The 16,653-nt window shown below is 38.8% G+C and carries 19 protein-coding genes and 1 tRNA gene; 3 read left to right on the plus strand and 17 right to left on the minus strand.

Annotated features, from left to right (window positions below):
• Nucleotides 1–47: 47 nt before the first annotated feature.
• From LI112_RS13780 to LI112_RS13805, 6 genes are all read right to left on the minus strand, one after another.
• Nucleotides 48–1,103 carry a radical SAM protein gene (locus tag LI112_RS13780; protein ID WP_117942278.1) on the minus strand — a complete coding sequence of 352 codons (1,056 nt, stop codon included), beginning with the start codon at nucleotides 1,101–1,103 and terminating at the stop codon, nucleotides 48–50.
• A gap of 65 nt (nucleotides 1,104–1,168) precedes the next feature.
• The gene (locus LI112_RS13785) at nucleotides 1,169–1,324 is read right to left on the minus strand and encodes a pseudouridine synthase (protein ID WP_117942277.1); all 156 of its coding nucleotides are present in this window, start codon (nucleotides 1,322–1,324) and stop codon (nucleotides 1,169–1,171) included.
• A 99-nt stretch (nucleotides 1,325–1,423) separates the two neighbouring features.
• Nucleotides 1,424–2,158, minus strand: coding sequence for a LytTR family DNA-binding domain-containing protein (locus LI112_RS13790; protein ID WP_117942276.1), 735 nt, complete (start codon nucleotides 2,156–2,158; stop codon nucleotides 1,424–1,426).
• A gap of 1 nt (nucleotide 2,159) precedes the next feature.
• Nucleotides 2,160–2,342, minus strand: a complete 183-nt coding sequence (locus tag LI112_RS13795) for a hypothetical protein (protein WP_117942275.1) — start codon at nucleotides 2,340–2,342, stop codon at nucleotides 2,160–2,162.
• A gap of 183 nt (nucleotides 2,343–2,525) precedes the next feature.
• Nucleotides 2,526–2,714, minus strand: coding sequence for a helix-turn-helix domain-containing protein (locus tag LI112_RS13800; protein WP_025579110.1), 189 nt, complete (start codon nucleotides 2,712–2,714; stop codon nucleotides 2,526–2,528).
• A complete protein-coding gene (locus LI112_RS13805; RefSeq protein WP_005342245.1) occupies nucleotides 2,711–3,157 on the minus strand; it encodes a sigma-70 family RNA polymerase sigma factor in 447 nt (148 codons plus the stop codon). The genes LI112_RS13800 and LI112_RS13805 overlap by 4 nt, the downstream gene beginning before the upstream one ends.
• Before the next feature lie 407 nt (nucleotides 3,158–3,564).
• Here LI112_RS13805 and LI112_RS13810 point away from each other — a divergent pair, with 407 nt between their 5' ends.
• Entirely contained in the window at nucleotides 3,565–3,909 is a 345-nt protein-coding gene (locus LI112_RS13810; RefSeq protein WP_005342243.1) for a helix-turn-helix domain-containing protein, read from the plus strand.
• Nucleotides 3,910–4,043: 134 nt separating this feature from the next.
• Here LI112_RS13810 and LI112_RS13815 read toward each other — a convergent pair whose 3' ends face one another.
• From LI112_RS13815 to LI112_RS13860, 10 genes are all read right to left on the minus strand, one after another.
• Nucleotides 4,044–4,418, minus strand: coding sequence for a stage III sporulation protein AF (locus LI112_RS13815; protein ID WP_171026669.1), 375 nt, complete (start codon nucleotides 4,416–4,418; stop codon nucleotides 4,044–4,046).
• Between the two features lie 15 nt (nucleotides 4,419–4,433).
• Complete coding sequence (locus LI112_RS13820) at nucleotides 4,434–5,354, minus strand: ParM/StbA family protein (RefSeq protein ID WP_055153598.1); 921 nt, start codon at nucleotides 5,352–5,354, stop codon at nucleotides 4,434–4,436.
• A 191-nt stretch (nucleotides 5,355–5,545) separates the two neighbouring features.
• Nucleotides 5,546–5,965: a hypothetical protein gene (locus tag LI112_RS13825; protein WP_025579114.1), complete on the minus strand. Its 420-nt coding sequence runs from the start codon at nucleotides 5,963–5,965 to the stop codon at nucleotides 5,546–5,548.
• Between the two features lie 3 nt (nucleotides 5,966–5,968).
• Complete coding sequence (gene srtB, locus LI112_RS13830) at nucleotides 5,969–6,757, minus strand: class B sortase (RefSeq protein WP_227190900.1); 789 nt, start codon at nucleotides 6,755–6,757, stop codon at nucleotides 5,969–5,971.
• 46 nt (nucleotides 6,758–6,803) lie between these two features.
• Nucleotides 6,804–7,994, minus strand: a complete 1,191-nt coding sequence (locus tag LI112_RS13835; protein ID WP_181988423.1) for a CHC2 zinc finger domain-containing protein — start codon at nucleotides 7,992–7,994, stop codon at nucleotides 6,804–6,806.
• A gap of 66 nt (nucleotides 7,995–8,060) precedes the next feature.
• Nucleotides 8,061–8,993: a hypothetical protein gene (locus LI112_RS13840; RefSeq protein ID WP_171026667.1), complete on the minus strand. Its 933-nt coding sequence runs from the start codon at nucleotides 8,991–8,993 to the stop codon at nucleotides 8,061–8,063.
• Between the two features lie 89 nt (nucleotides 8,994–9,082).
• Nucleotides 9,083–11,326 (minus strand): ATP-dependent RecD-like DNA helicase, encoded by a 2,244-nt coding sequence (locus tag LI112_RS13845; RefSeq protein WP_227190901.1) that lies wholly within the window; start codon nucleotides 11,324–11,326, stop codon nucleotides 9,083–9,085.
• Entirely contained in the window at nucleotides 11,304–11,705 is a 402-nt protein-coding gene (locus LI112_RS13850) for a DUF4406 domain-containing protein (RefSeq protein ID WP_117576790.1), read from the minus strand. Before LI112_RS13850 ends, LI112_RS13845 begins: the two co-directional genes overlap by 23 nt.
• A complete protein-coding gene (locus LI112_RS13855) occupies nucleotides 11,705–12,742 on the minus strand; it encodes a YqaJ viral recombinase family protein (protein WP_117942268.1) in 1,038 nt (345 codons plus the stop codon). The genes LI112_RS13850 and LI112_RS13855 overlap by 1 nt, the downstream gene beginning before the upstream one ends.
• Nucleotides 12,743–12,754: 12 nt before the next feature.
• Nucleotides 12,755–13,897: a transposase gene (locus LI112_RS13860; protein ID WP_117942267.1), complete on the minus strand. Its 1,143-nt coding sequence runs from the start codon at nucleotides 13,895–13,897 to the stop codon at nucleotides 12,755–12,757.
• A gap of 725 nt (nucleotides 13,898–14,622) precedes the next feature.
• On the opposite strand from LI112_RS13860, the gene LI112_RS13865 reads away from it, so the two are divergent.
• Nucleotides 14,623–14,832, plus strand: coding sequence for a helix-turn-helix domain-containing protein (locus LI112_RS13865; protein WP_225084413.1), 210 nt, complete (start codon nucleotides 14,623–14,625; stop codon nucleotides 14,830–14,832).
• Nucleotides 14,833–14,930: 98 nt separating this feature from the next.
• Nucleotides 14,931–16,145, plus strand: coding sequence for a site-specific integrase (locus LI112_RS13870; protein WP_059085258.1), 1,215 nt, complete (start codon nucleotides 14,931–14,933; stop codon nucleotides 16,143–16,145).
• A gap of 345 nt (nucleotides 16,146–16,490) precedes the next feature.
• Here the strand turns inward: LI112_RS13870 and LI112_RS13875 are convergent.
• A tRNA-Cys gene (locus tag LI112_RS13875) sits at nucleotides 16,491–16,562 on the minus strand.
• Nucleotides 16,563–16,653: the final 91 nt, after the last annotated feature.

Here is a 16,653-nt window from a genome sequence, read left to right on the forward strand (position 1 = left end):
TAAAAATAACGTATTTTTACCAATATTTCAAGTTTTATTTTTTAAAATTACAACTCTTTAGCATACGCCTCCCAAAGACTTTTCTTTTTCTGTTCAAAATAGCACATATCAGGATTATGTCCACCTATTGATCCACTATATGCCAAACTATTCATAATACAGTTTTTGCTTTGACACTCCCTATAGAGATTACATTTTGAACACATTGTACCTTCTTCCTCTAATTTCCTCAACCTTTTGATGCGATCCATAGACAATCCATTTTCAACATCGCCAATGCACCCACTAGATTCTAAATTTGCTGCACAACCAAAGATTCTTCCATCCACCTTCACATATATTTGAATGAGTCCCACACCGCAAAATCCTGATTTCCCGTTATTCTCTCCGTATTTCTTCAAATCTAAAACCAGTCCCCAAAGAAATGCTTTCCCTACTTTTTGTCTTTTTATATAATAACATAATACTTTTTCCCATTCATCTGCCAAAACATCCAATTGATCAGTTGTCCATCTATGCACAACATCAATGGAAGAGTCCACTATTTTAAAATTTAGATTTTCAACTAAATGACAAACGGAGTGAAAAGTTTCCCCATAATTATTCTGTGTAACAACATGTGCTGCTTGGATATACTGCTTTGTCTGATTCTCATATTCTTTGAAATACATACAGTTGTCAATAATATTCGCATAACTTCCACCCCCATCAACCCACTTCCGATTTCTATTATGGGTTTCCTCAGCCCCATCAATACTTACCTTTAAATGAATTTTATATCTAATCAGCCATGCTAAAATCTCATCGTTTAGAATAGTTCCATTTGTAGTAATAGAATATGTCACTAAAATGTTCCTTTTTAAAGCCTGTCCCTCTATATATTCCACCAACTGCTTTAAAAATGGAAAACTCAAGAGTGCCTCTCCACCCACAAAATCCACCCATAATCTTCGATCTCTATGCCTTTCTACGTTTAAAAAAGCAATTTCCAACCCTTTGTATGCTATCTGTTCTGACATCTTTTGGTTTGTCTTCCTTCCAAGATAACAATATGTACAGCGTAAATTGCATATTTGGTTTACTTCTAAAGTGATTGTGTACATCCTTTTCCTCCAAAAAAGAAACCGCACAGGCTATCATATCAGGATAGGCTATACGGTTCTTTGTCTTATTTAGCTTCATTAATGTATGCCCCTGGAAATGGCCATGGGCAATCAGTTAAACATCGTTGTGTCCTTTCAGAACATCCGGTATAACTTTCTATTTCTTCTTCTGTTAAATCCAGTTCTTTCAAGAACTCTTCTGTTGCTTCATTATTCACCATGTTTTTTCTCCTTTCTGTTTAGTATATGAAAACTATAATCCCTTTTTTTCCATACAACAATATTCTTTGTATAAATCAACATATTTTTGACATAGATTTTCAGTTTTCCCATTTTCCCACATATCTAGCTAACGCTCTCATGAACTCTTCCTTCTTATATTTACTTACTGGAATAGTCTTTAACTTCTGAGCTTTATCTTTGATTAACACACTATCTTGCTTAACCCCTTCAACATAGTCAAAATTGACCATATAACTATTATGACAGCGATAAAATTGCTTTGTGCTTAACCGCTTCTCTAGTTCATTCATTCTTTGACTACTTTGCACATCTCCATGAATTGTATGTAAAATCAATAGCTTGTTTTCTGTTTGTATATAGATTATATCGGAAAGCTGTAGCGTAATCAATCCATCGTGGCATTTCAAAAATAACTTTTCCTCTGCATTCAATAATTTCTTTTTATATATTTTGTTTAAGATATTCTCAACTTTTCTATACAGTAAAGGTTTTGATAAAAAATCTTCTGCCGCAACTTCAAAGCCTTTCCCTGCATTAGTGATTGTATAATAAGAAGTACAAAAAACGATTGAAACATCAGGATCACTCTTCCGAATCTCCTCTGCTGTTTCAAATCCATCCATTTCAGGCATAGACACATCCAAAAATATAACATCAAATTTTCGTTTCTGATAATTCAATAATAACTGACTGCCACTTCCATACGAAGTAATTTTGACTTCTACATGATTTTCATTTCCATATTTTTCGATATAACTCTCCATTTTTTTATTATAGTCAATAATATCATCACATAATGCTACTTTAATCAACTTATTCCCTGCCTTTCTCGTGTGCTAATAATCGCTGAATCAAAATATTGATGGTTAATTTATTTTCTTCACACAAATTTCTATATTGTTTTAATAATCTCCATTCTTCCTCTGTTATTTTTCCTATTTGTTCCGTACCATTTTCTTTGCAAACTATTCCGCATTCTTTTTGCTTCATCTCCATCGAAATGCCCTCCTTATTTTTTATTATATTAGGGGATTCTTGTTTATTCCGTCTAGTATTCTTGTTTCGATTGCGTTTTTTATTGCCTAATTGGTAACCATAATTATGTAATCCATTTACTAAAAATGGTAGAATATGCTAAAGAAGCGTAACGATTATAACGCTACGCTTCTCCCTATAAAACTATTCTACATCTCTAAAATACCGTATGCACTTCAGCAATTCTGCTGTCAATTCCTGATACAAATCTTCATCAAAGATCCCTTCTACCAAAGCATTTTTAATTAAAAGTGGCCGATACATTTCAAATATTTCCAGAATAGCATCTTCATCCCCTTGCCTTGCCCGGTATAACAATTCTTTAAAATTCATGATCTCTTTCCTCCCATTCTCTTGCGTATTTTCCGGATAGCCCAATAATATGCACCTTTACACCGTTCTTCAGGCATCTGATTCAAGATGCTCATTTCTTTAAATGTACGTTCCTCAAAGACATGCTGATAGATAAGCTTTCGTTCTTCCTCCTGCAAAGAAAACATGGCTTCCATAAGGTTTATGTCCGTCATCTCATTCCACTCTGGATAAATCCCCTTGGATTCATCCAGAAGTAACTGTTCCTTTTTCTCAAGTTCTAACCGTTCCTCCAAAGAAATGTCTATATCTGTGATTTCTTTATCCTCCAGATTCTCCTCCGCAAATAATATTTTCTGCTGCTTTTCCAGATACCGGAGCCTTCTCCCCTGGATAGATGCCAACAAATATGCCGTAAAATAGTTTCTTGTTTTAGAACCACTGTATTTTTTCTCTTCTTTCATCCTTTACCTCCGAAATTTGAAAATGAATTAGTTTCCAAATTTCTAAAGGCGGCGATCTGCAGCCAGGATAAAAAGATAGTTTCCTTCCATGATAAAAGAAAAAGCCGAACCAGTATTCAACTAATCCGACATTTCTTCTAAACCATGCAGGATACTGCACGGAATATCTAACACTTAACGCATATCCTGCATATAAATGGCTCTCTTCGTTTCCCCATAATAGAAGAATTTTTTTGATGAATCGCTACACGAATGCCTTTTCCTTGCTTGCAGCATGGGTGCTTTCCTCCTTTTACAGGTTCTAAAGCACCGCTTACTCACACTATATTGCGTTTTATCATGTGCTATAATGCGTTTCTCTTACTATCAATCTACGTTAAAATAAAACAATAAGTGAGGTGATGCGGATGCGGATGGATACCGTCAAGAAAAAATTAGGCTACACGGTAAGAAGCGAAAGAGAACGGCTTGGCCTGTCACAGTCCAGTCTGGCAGAACGGGCAGGAGTTTCCACACGAACAATCTCTGATATTGAAACCTGCAATGGAAATCCAGAACTTGCTACTTTGATTCCTCTTACCCAGTATTTGAGAATTTCTATTGATTCCGTTGTTCAGGAAGATGAAGCAGATACTACCACATATCAAATCATGAAAGAGCTGCAAACCTGTTCCGAAGATGATCGCCAGATTGCCCTTCGTACATTGCGTGAACTTCTTTCTGCATTAAAAGAAAAAGAGCATTCCGATTAACTTTTTCTAACAATATCTAACCTATGAGTATATGGATAGAATCTGTGAAAAACCTTTGTCCAATCTGTGCGTTTCCTGTGGACGATAAAAAATAAACAAAAAAAGAAGCATCTCATCGAGTGCTTCTTTTTTGTTTATGATCGATTACGGAATATGCTCATAGCATCTCTTACACTTTTTGCTACTTCCGGAGTAATGGTTTCAAGTGATTCCTGCTGCACAGCCATTACACTATTTGAATTACGATTCGGCTCCTCTGGCTTTATGGAATGCAGGTGCATTGCTTTTGCTACTTCTTGCTTTACCATCTCCTGCATTAGAACCTGAAGAGCTTCATTGCTTAAAACAGCCCCTTCCTCTTGTCGGACATCATCTATGTAAGATACCAATGCTGAAGCGATTAAATCTGCCTTATCCTTTACAGAGTTTAGGATTTCTGTTGCCCTCACATGTGAAGGCTTTGTTTTATCAAATCCAAGTGTGAATTTATAGGGATTCTTTTTCTCCACATTTATCACACTCCTCTACATAATCTGAAACAGTCTGTCATATCCTTTGGCATTGGCAGAAATATCCTCAATAAAGGTATATTTCCCCAGACGGTCCGATTGTTCCAGAAAATGGCTCAATAGCTTTGCACCGCCTCCAATAAATACCGTATATGCTGCTTTGGTATCTATGCCTCTTTCTCGAATACTGTTCAGCAGATCTTTTACAAAATCCTGCACCATACCTTCTGTCATACGGACTACAGCCTCTTCATAAAACTCTGTGTTTCCCTGAAGGATACTGTCAATATCACTTTCCTCTAACAAAATATCATATTCACTGTTAATCCCGGAAATAATCTTGTTATACATGGTAATCACGCCTTTTTCCATGGAATCACAGGCTTCCATATCTGGATTACCTTTCCGCATCAGCAGATAGTCAGTAGTAAATCCTCCTATATCAATTCCTACTACTTTGGGAATCTGCTGCAGCTTTTCAATCATAGTCATCATAGCCGCATAGTCCTGTGGAAATGCCATTACCTCTCCAATGGTGATATGATATGTCCTACCACAGTAATTGATATCATGGATTTTCCCTTGTCTTTTAAAATATGCTTCATACCGTTCACAAAGTTCTGCATAATGCTTGGGTGGCAGCCCAATCGGAAGATCCACCTGAATGACATCCTCTGGCTGAATTTGAGGGTTTTCCTCCAGCTCTTTTACGATTGCAAATAGAGTAAGGATAAAAAACCGATCATCATGCGTTTTATCTCTTTGATAAGGAATCCTATTTTCACTCAGCACATAATACTTTCCCTCATAGAACAGGAACTTTTCCCCTCTGGCAGGCTTTTTATCCTGAATGGTAAGCCCTGTCGTAAATACCCGGGAACAGGTTTTCATATTTCTATTGCCATGGTCTACCGCAATCCGAACTTTTTTTATCATAAAATCATCTCTCCTTTTTTTCTTTATACTTCTCTTGTACGCAGAGCTTCCGTACAAAGCAACTTTTTTTCAAAAAAATATCCTGTCTGCTGCATTTTGCTACAGACAGATGCTTTCTTCCTATATAATAATTTTTAACATTTATCTTTAAACCACCATATATTTCCAGTCCTCATTCGAATTATTTCTCTTTATAAAAAATTAATCTGTTCTGCCTTTTGAGGCAAAATCTTTTTAAACAGTTCCATATAGCGTTCGTATCCGGCTGAAATCACTGGACCACGAAGTGATGTTTCTGACCAAAGTAGCAGTTCTTCTTCCTCAGAATAATACGGAATATTACTAACTGTAAATTTCCCGCCAAAATAATGGGGTGTACTGACTTTCAAAAAATCCTGCATATCCTGCTTTGTCGATACCAGTGGCAAACCTTTCATTTTTCGCACAAAAAAAGCCTCTACCACATCGGGTAAGAAGCCTTTCTTTAAATAAGCATTTGCTCTGCCAAATATTTGGGTTAAACACTCCAGCCGTACTTCTCTTTCTTTTTCGCTGCAAGTTGTATCCAGCACAACCTCTGCCAATGCCTTTGCATACTCAAAATCTAACATCTGTTATTCCTCCATTTTTATTTTCTGTTTCAGTTTTCCATGTACTAAATAGCGATAATCCTTTCGGGTATTTACACAAGTTGATAAGGTCACTACCTGATCCTCCTTGGTAACTGTCATCCCTGTGTTATACTCAGCACTTCTTTGTAGTGTTTCCAGAAAAACTTCATAGTCCTCAGAAGTAGGAAAATCATAAGTATATGCTGGATGATCCGTCGGTGCTGCATAACAGGAAAAAATCTGATACTCATAAATATATCCTGGCACATACATATAAAAATAGGGATAGTTTCGATAAAGTGCCTGTGACTGATACTGATTCAGGGTTCCAAACATGCTCCCATCCTTCATATTATGCCCATAAATAATGGTATTTCTGTCTGATAAATCCTCCTGGTTTTGAAAGTCCATAAAAATACTGCCACTTTTATGATTTTCTCTCGTAATCAGGTGATGCAGATAATAGTCATTATCCCTCCCCTGGACTACCGGATAACTAATTTCCAAACCAGGAATCTCAATCCATGCAATGACATCTGGATTGATTTCTTCCAGCTTGTTAAAATCCACCTGTAGGAATCCCTGCTCTGCAACCTCCTCTGGTGTTTCCCCTGGAACCGCTTCTGGTGACAGGTCTTGATCCTCTATCTTTTGTGTAAACCCTTCCATCTGCTCATAGACTTTTTGACTTTCCTGATAATTCAAATAAATTTGCAGTATCCTTTCTCCTGCAAATAAAAAAACAGCAATGGCTACAAGCATAAATATACCGTAAATTTTCTTTCGTTTCATCGAATCCTCCTCTTCCATAAGACCGGACAGCTTGCCCGGTCCATATTTACCCCGTATTTTTCAATACATAGTAATAATCATCAATTCCTTTGATCTGCCCATTCCACTCACCATAAGAATCCATGTCCCAAACCATACGGCTCATGGAAATAGACAATCCACTACAGATTTCATACACCTTTCTACAAGCGTTCTGTAGAATCTGCCGTTTCTGCATCTTATGCGGACAATAAAAAGTGGCTGGTTTACGTTGACAAGCATCACATTTCTCAGAATCCCCATCACAATATACCTTCATTTTTTTATCCATATCATAAGCTTCATATAGGTGCTGCAGATGCCTGCTTTTCAGCGTTTCCAAAACTGGCTTTAAATTTCTGTACTGATTGATACCAGCAACGCAAATGAACGTATCTCCAGATAAATAGTGGGCTATCGTACCTTTTAATGCACCTTCTGTTAAATAGATCTGTTCTGCGTCCAGACTTCCTATGACATGTACCGGACTCCCTGATGATACTCCATTTTGGAATTTCACACTGGAAAGCCAGATATACTTCCGTCCCTCCATTACCTGATCCAACCGTATCTGAAATCCTTGTATTTTTCCTTCCATAGACCGAATCGGTATCAAAATCCCAGAATTTTTAGAAGTAAAATTAACTGTCCATTTCCCATCTTGATCTTCATAAAATCCCGGCACACCTTTTACCGTCTGTCCAGATTCCAACAGTTTTTGTACCATATTTTTAATTCCAAACAATGGTACACTACGATACCTCTGTATCTCGATCTGTTCTTTCGTCAGCCCTCTTTTTTTAAGATCTTCCTGATGTTTATCATTTAAGGTCAATAACGACAACATTTCTTGATATGTTCGGTCAATGACATCCGCATCCGCTAACTCGGCATTAAAAATTTCTACAGGCTCTTCTTTATGAACCACCTGATAATCCGTCCGGTATTCCCCCTTTCCCAGAGCTTCCCGGATCTGTCGGTTTGCCTCTGCACTGGAAACACCATGCAGTCTTCCGTATAATTCCAGCATTCCGCCGGAAGCATCACACCGATTACACCGGAACACATTTTTCTGAAGATTAACATTCATTTTCCCTTTTGTTTCTCCACAAAATGGACAATTCACATCCATTGACGAAGAATTTTTATGCCGTACTCTAAGTTGCAGTAAATGCACGACATCTGTGATATCGTAGCTAAAGCCTGACATATCATACACTCTATGGTTCCTCCTTTCTTCCACAGCCTTTATTGGCTGTGGAAAGAATGTTAAGCCGGCTATTTGCTATACCTTTGCAAGAATTACTTTGGCTGCCGCCGGTATGAAATGGTTCTGTCCATGATACTGTTCTGCGAACCATTGCAAGCTGGAAGGACTTTCTATTGCAACCTGTCCCATGGTCTTTCCACTAAATTTTCCCTGTCCTGTTACGGCTACTTGTATTGCCTGCTCATAACTCATCCTTTTCACCAGTTCTTCCACTGGCATATTGGGATCCAGAAATTGCGGCTTAGAAGGCATCTGCTGCATAACTGGTACAGATCCAGTTGCCGGACTCATTACCGGATTTGTCATCTGTCCTGTACCCGTTACCCCGCCAATCGTATTTCGATTGGCTTGTGCTTCTTGATAAAACTGTTCCATCATCTGCTGCCCCGGAGTTGCTTGAGGCGGAAATGATGGCATGGTTCCTGCTGACTGATTGGGAGTCTGCTGCATTCCTGGTGCAGGGGTTTGTGCTGGCATCGCAGTCTGCATCTGTGTTCCCTGATTTACAGGAATTCCTGCATCTACCTGCATTGGATCATTTCCTTCCCCTACATCAGCAAATTGCAGGCCATACCCCGCATCTGCCAAAGCTCGCCCAATTGCCGCTGTTTCTGCCATTTCAAGAAATTTATCCCCAAACTGTGTATCTGCTGTACGAAACTTCTGTGAAAAGGAATTTGCAATATAATTATCTTCCTGATCACACTTATCCAGATAAATTCTGGCTTCTACGACTGCCATATTTTCGGTAAAGTGAACAATCCGGCTGATAATCTTACCTGTGGGATTTACCAGACGGAACCACAGCTTCCGATATTTCACATCCAGATACCGTTGTTCCTCCTGCCCTTCATTAGAAATAACTCTGGCAAGTTCCAGAGGATAAAATCCTTCCACTTTATTCAGTTCTTCTACTGCTTTTGACTTGTTATATAATAATTCGCTCATTGCCTGCTCCTTTCTTTGGAACCGGCAGGACATCCCTTCATAAAGTAATAACCTGCCAATTCTCAACATTGAACTATTTTGCTATTTTTTTACACAGCCCGGTTGCAAATTGTTGCAGGGATCCGTCTGTTTTCCTGTCTCTGATACCGTTCACAATACTGTTGTATTTTTACTGCCAGCATCGTCTTTCTGGTTCCCGTATCATCTGTGTGGATTGCCTGACAAACGGCTTTCCATTCCCCAACAATATAAACACGCTGTTTTGCCCTGGTGATTCCCGTATAAAAGATGTTCCGCTTCAGCATGGGATAAAAAGCTTTTAACCACGGAATGATGACCACCTGGCACTCGCTTCCTTGGCTTTTGTGTATGGTTATGGCGTTTGCATGTTCAATCATTTCCACCTGCTCTGCCTCATACTTCACCCTGCGGCCATCTGTAAATACGATTTGAACCAGAGGGTTATTGTCCTCATCTTCAGCAATCTGTACCAATGTACCCAAATCTCCGTTACTGGCAAATTCTGTATTCTTGTTTTGAAGGATTCTGTCACCTTCCCGAAATATCTCACCGCCAAGATGAAGCTCCCTTTTTCCGGATACAGGGGGATTTACCTCGTCCTGCAGACTGCGGTTCAGTTCCAAGACACCGGCTGCACTTCTCACTTTATATGGAGAGAGTATCTGTACTTGCTCCATACCATACATCTGAATTTCCTTGAGATAGATATTTTTAACAATTTGTGCCGCCGCATCTACTCCTGAACATTCGACCATCTGGAAATCATCCCCCCATTGCAGGTTTGTCTTTCCTTCATTGATAAGTTGAGCATTTATGGGGATGTTGCTGTCCTTCCCCTGGCGATATACCAGATTTAAAACAGTAACCGGTATTTTCCCGCACAAGATAAGCTGCCGGAACACATCTCCTGCTCCTACAGAAGGAAGCTGGTGGACATCTCCTATCAAAAGCACTCTGGCTCCTGCTTTTACCTTGTAAAAAAATTCATAGGCAAGGTGCATATCTACCATAGATACCTCATCCACATTAATAAAATCTGCGGACAATTCATCTATAAGTGCTTCATAATCACCATCACCAAAAAGCCCCAATGCCATGTGCATCGTAGTTGCCTCTCCACTTCCGGTACTCTCTGCCATTCGCCTTGCGGCACGTCCAGTCGGTGCCATCAGTTTTACTTCATTCCCGCATTTTTTCTGATAGATATACAAGATGATCTTCAAAACCGTTGTTTTTCCGGTTCCAGGTCCTCCAGTAATAATGCTGATCGGGTTTGCAAAAACCATACGTACTGCTTCTTTCTGCTGTTCGGATAATGTTATGTTTAAATCCTCCTGTGCTTCCTCCAGTTCCTTTTCAATCGTAAGAACTGGAATTCGCTCATGCAATTTTCTTGCAATCATAGAGGCTGTATCCTCTTCTTCCTGATGCTGTTGGGTAATGTAAACCCTATTCTCTTCTACCACGATACTGTCCTGCATGACCAGACGATATAACACTTTTAAAATCTCTGTTTCCGTCACCGGCTGAAGATTCAGTTCTTTATTCAGAACCTTCAATGCATCTTTTACCAAAATTTCCTGCTCCAGATATAAATGTCCGTTCTGCTTCATGGCTTCCCGCAGCACATAGCTGACGCATCCGGAAATACGCATAGGATCATTTGTTGCAGCACAGCACTGCCTTGCAATGGCATCCACAGTGAGAAAACCAAACCCTTTGACTGAGCAAAGTATATAAGGCTGCTTCCGAATGATTTCTACGGATTGATCCCGAAACTTCTGAAGAATCATATTTGCTTTTTTAGGCGTAACATGAAACGGTGATAAAAAAGTCATCAATTCCCGGAATACTTTGTTTTTTCCAAAAGAATCCACAATACGGTCCAGTTTTTTCTGAGATATCCCCTGAATCTTTAATAATTCCTGTGGATACTTTTCCATTACCTCCAAGGTATCCAGACCAAAACGATTGACAATCCGTTCTGCCGTTTTGGGACCAATTCCTTTTAAAGAACCACAAGAAAGGTATCCTAAGATACCTTCCCTTGTTCTAGGTACAACTTCCAAAAAAGTTTCTACCTTGTATTGTGTTCCATGGGAATTTGTCTCCCACTCGCCTTCCATCTCTATTTCGATTTCATCCGTAAGAGGCAGGTCATATCCTTTTGCAGTAAACGCAATGATTTTTTTGTCTGCCCAAAATTTATCTCTGGCAGAAAGAGGAACCTCATGATCCAGCGTGGAAAATAACGCAACCGTATATCCGTTTTCCTCATTTTGAAAAATCTTACGTATATATTTGCACCTCATCGTCTATGCTCCTCCAGTTCTCTACTTTCATCAATTCGCCTGATTTCATCTTGGAATCATACCAATAAACGTCTTTTCCTTTTTCAAATGCTGTCTGAATCTCTCTTCTCATTCCCTCGCTGATGCAGGAACCACAAATTATTAATACTTCACATAAATCCAGCATCAAAGCTCCAATCTGCATTGCAGTCTCACGCTCTTCTGGGATACGGTCATCCAACATTAACGGAAGATGTGCATGTGAAGCAAAAGTACGGCAATGATACAGCCTTTTCATCTGCATGAGATAGTATTTTGCCAGTTCCATATTATGCTGCATTCCCTCTGGATTCGGGGCAGACAGCGGAGAACAAATATATGCCTTTTTTCCTTGTAACATTATGCAACCTCCTTTTTAATCCGGAAAATCCTGCTTTCTGTAGTGCTTGTGTATTCTTCGTAGATATCCGGATGCTGATTTTTCAGTTTCTCCATATTTTCTTTTCCAATCTGGGTGCGTATCGTAGGATTATAAGTAATCCGGTAACGGAAACTCCCATCCTCGATCACTGCCTTACACCCTTGTCCAAGAAGCTCGACAAACGGTACGCTCAATGCACGTTGTTCCGCTTCAATCTCCTTTTTTCTCTTTTCCAATTGGGATTTTTCTTCAGATAATTTGAGATATTTTTCAAGACTGCGTGATTCCAAGCTAGATATGCTGATTTCAGGAATTGATTTGTCTGCGTAACCATTATATTTCCGGATACTAGCCAAAATGAGATCTGGCTTTCCGGAATACGGTGGTTCTATTTTCTTCTCCACATATTCCTCCCAGAAGTATTTCTCCTGGTCAATGAGTTCTTCTTCCTCCATTCTATCCCGTTCCAGACACCGATAAACAAATTCATTTTCATTGTTTCCATAAAGGCAGGCAATATATGCCTTATTCATATTCATGACTGCAAGATAATGACGAACCTGCAAAACATAGTTTTCAGGAATCCCATCATCTGCCCATTTGTCTTTTGCATTGTAATTACAGGTTTTACATTCCAAAATCCCAATGCTGCCATCTGGAAAACGGATAAAGTAATCCACATCCGCTAACATAAACGGATATAGCGGATGCCGGAACATTTTTCGTACAGGGAAAACTTCAAGTCCAGTCTTCTTGGCAAAAATCATGGCAACCAGATCTTCCAGTCGGTGTCCCACTTCTTTTGCTACCCAGTTTTCTTCCTCTTCTTCAATCACTGGCGTAATACCAATTTTATCGAAATACAAATCCCTGATTGTCGCAAATGGGGATACGCCCATGATTGCCGCTGCATCGCTTCCGCCAATACCAAGACGTCGATAATTCAGCCAATCTTCCCGGCTCAAATCTGCTGTATCTACCAGAACTTCCGGCTGATAATTTAATACTGTATTCATCTCATGTCCTCCTTATAATTTAATCGTTCCGTATACATCAAACGCTTTCCAGTCAAAAACCAGTGTTTTTGCAAGATCTTCTTCCAATTTTAAAATCCGTGGTGCAGAAAATCCTTCACAAGCAGCAAAGAAAGCAGCTTCGTGCATGGCAAAATAAAGATCATGAGCTGTACATGGCTCTTCCCCATATTGTCCCACAAAAAGATCTACCACTTCATTTCGGATTTTCTGATTGATTTTGAGTTCCTTCATAATCAGATGCAGACAGTTTACAGGATTTTGGATTTCTATATCCATCAAACCAACAATTCCTTTAACTGCTTCCTGATAACGGGAGAAAATTTTGTCCAGATTCTTCCGGAAATCCTGTAAGGCTGCCCCTCTATCATGTGACAGTTTAATAGGACTGCCCAGGTTAATGACACGGTTACTGGTTTGAGACAGCATCATGGGATACAGATTCACACCACTTACTGCTACATCAGAAGTAGTCAAGCGCAGTGCAGGAGCAAGGCTCTTATCCTCAATTCCATGATCCTCCAAAGCCTGGTGATAAGTATCCAAAAGTTCCTGATTTCCTCCTAAAGTCCATATAGCGGACACAATGGAATGGTCAAAACTTCCAGATCCCTCCAGATACGTACTTCCCTTAAAATGTGCTTTCAGATAATCACTTGTCATATTGAAGATTGTCTGCATATCCAGTACACAGTAATCATGATCATCACCGCCATGTACTGCAGATACTTTTCCATCTGCCACCTTGATTAAGGCATCTCCTTTCGCTACCTGAAGACAGTAGTTTACTACCTTTGCATAAGTAGCTTTCTCCAGTTTCTTTAATCCTGTTCCATTAATGCCGGCTCTTTTCAGAATTGTATGGATAGCACAGTCACGAACCGGATAAAAATCCTTGTTCACTTTTAATACCAACTGGGTATTCTTTTCTGTATCCTCTACTATTCCTTCCAGTTCTTTTTCACAGGCTTCTTCAATGGTTTCTGCCTCCTTTTCCAATGGAACCAGTTTTAGCATCCTGGTAGGCTTACGAATCCACTTGGACTGCTTTGCCCTCTCAGCCAGAAATTCCAGCATCTCCGTTGTACTTGCAAATGTAGTGCAAAACTCATCTGCATAAATCTTTGTTTCTTTCATGTGTGTACCACCTTTCTTAAATTTATTTATCCATAAACAGCCAAAGCTGATTGTGGCAATCCTGCCTTTCATTAGGGCATAAAAAAAGAATGAAAAGAGAAGTATTCCTTCGCTATCCATTCTCATATCCCTGATAATATTACCGAAAAAACAAAAGTGCCGCTATTGCCCCATAAGGACAGATAGTGACACTTTATACAATCATAAACAACTTATGCGGAATAAGCAGCCTTACTGCTCTCCTTGAGTCTTAGGATTTATACAAATCCAAAACTCCCCCTATGGGTGCGCATAAAATTAACTATAGCAGTATAGTAGCACATGATATAGTATATGTCAATCTTCATGCACAATATATTGTATGTTCTTAAATACTCTGCTTTGCATATATGACTTCAATTAAAATATTGAAATATCACGTATCCCACCTCTCTTTTTTCAAGTTTATAGAAAAATTTTTTATAAAAAGTACATAATCTGTTCAATCTGAAAAAATCTCAGTTAATTACTTAATGAAATTGTTAAGACAAAACCAAGTCTTACGCTATTGTACCTTGATAATTTTATACCTTATCAGGAAATGTATATAGGTGCTGCAGATAGTGTCGCATAAATGCACGCCTGCAACTTGATGATTACATAGTAACACCTCATACGTGCATGAAACATGGCATAGGAAACGGTTTCCTGATATGTCTACTCTTTCATTAATCTAATTTATAGAGGTGATTATATTGAGTGAAACAGACAATCTCTTTAAAGCATACTCCGTTCAGGAGATAGCATCCATGCTCGGCATTGGAAAAACAAAAACCAGGGAACTTCTTGACAGTGGAATTCTTCCCGTTACAAAAGTTGGGCGGCAATATTTTACTTCACCAGCTTCTATTCAGGAGTTTCTCAAGAAAAACATAGGAAAGCAAATATTCTTTTAGGCCCTTTAGAAAGTTATTGTCAATCAGGCTTGGCTATATTAAAATAGACCTTATACCTGATTTGGCATGAATATCTCATTAAAGAAAGGGAACTATTCATGGCGAGAACAACGAAAGGTACACAACAAAAAAGAAGATCCAAAGGGGATGGATCACTATTTCCAAATAAGAGAGGAGGTTGGACTGCCCGATATAGAAAAAAAGGGCTACCGGACAAGGAGTTTAATGCTCCTACCAAAGGAGAAGCGAAAGCATTATTAGATGACTGGAAGATAAAAGTCGCAATACAAGACGCAATTACTTCAAACATCAAAGTACAGGACTATGCGAACAAATACTTATTCCGCAAAAGTCTCATGGTTGAAGCTGGCAAATTCAAACAAACCAGCCTGGATCGATTAGAAAAAACATACGAAAATCATTTAAAAGATACGGATGCTTTTAGCAAAACATTTTCTAATCTGACTGCTGATGATATTACAGCAACGATTAATGCTAAAAAGGAAATCCTGAGTTATTCATCATTAAAGAAAATTTACTTATTTTGGTCTGCAATGATTAAAACAGCAATTTCTCTCGGCGAACTGCCAAAAAACTTTTCTGATATTTTAAATCGGGTGATAATGCCGGAAGAATCCGTTCTTCCTGTAGAAACAAAGGAAATCTCAATCATCCCACCAGAACATGAGCAGATCATAAAAGAAATTGCAATGGAACCCAGTCCAAATAAAAATGAACGCTATTTGTATAGATATGGTCCTGCCATTGTATTCCTTTTAAACACAGGTTTACGTGGTGGTGAATTGCTTGCATTAGGTCAATCTTCTATCGTGCCCTTTTTAGGACGGCGTGGCATTAAAATCACACATACGCTTAGCAGGGTTAAAAACAGAGAGGCCGGTTCCAAAAAAAAGACTAAAATGATTTTGACTCCTCCAAAATACCCAAATAGTTTACGGACTATTCCATTAAACAAGGAAGCTGAATTTTCACTATCATGTATGATGGAGCTATACGATAAAAATCGGGTTTTTCCAGATTTGATATTATCTACGCAAAATGGTGTCAGCCCTACAATCCAAAATTTAGCCAATACGCTAAAGAAAATTTGTAAGCGTGCTGAGATTCCAGAATATAATCTTCATGCACTACGGCACACTTTTGCAACAAATCTGATCCGGCAGACTCACAATATGGGAGAAATAAAGGAAGCTGCTGAAATCATTGGCGATAACTATGAGGTCATCATGCGTACTTATGTTCATACAGACAGTGAACGTAAGGTAAGTTTAATTGATGCTATGATTGCATAAATCTTCCGCTTAACAGAGGAAATAGTTGTCTACAGTATGATGGCACAGGCTGTAACAACCAAAATTCTGCCACCTTATCGTCCACCTTACGAAACGATTTTACTTGATTTTATAAGGTTTTTAACGGTTTTTGGCGGACATATCTATAAATATTAAAGCATGAAAATTTGTATTTTAGAATTAATTTTTTAAAAAAGGGAATTGGATTATGGAAAAATGGACTTGTAGAAAAAATTGTGAACTTTTTCTTTCCTATAATTTTGCCACCTTATTTTTTTAGACAGAATTATAGGATTTTGAAAAAAGAAAAAGCCTCGAAAACCTTGATTTTCTGGGCTTTTTAAGAGGCGCAGACCGGATTTGAACCGGTGAATACTGGTGTTGCAGACCATTGCCTTACCACTTGGCTACTGCGCCGTATTTAGTTATTTTGCACAATTATTGGGTTTGTAGCTCCCCCTGTTGGACTCGAACCAACGACACTGCGGTTAACAGCCGCATGCTCTAC

This window comes from Blautia sp. 210820-DFI.6.14 (assembly GCF_020558815.1).
Lineage (GTDB): Bacteria > Bacillota > Clostridia > Lachnospirales > Lachnospiraceae > Blautia_A > Blautia_A obeum.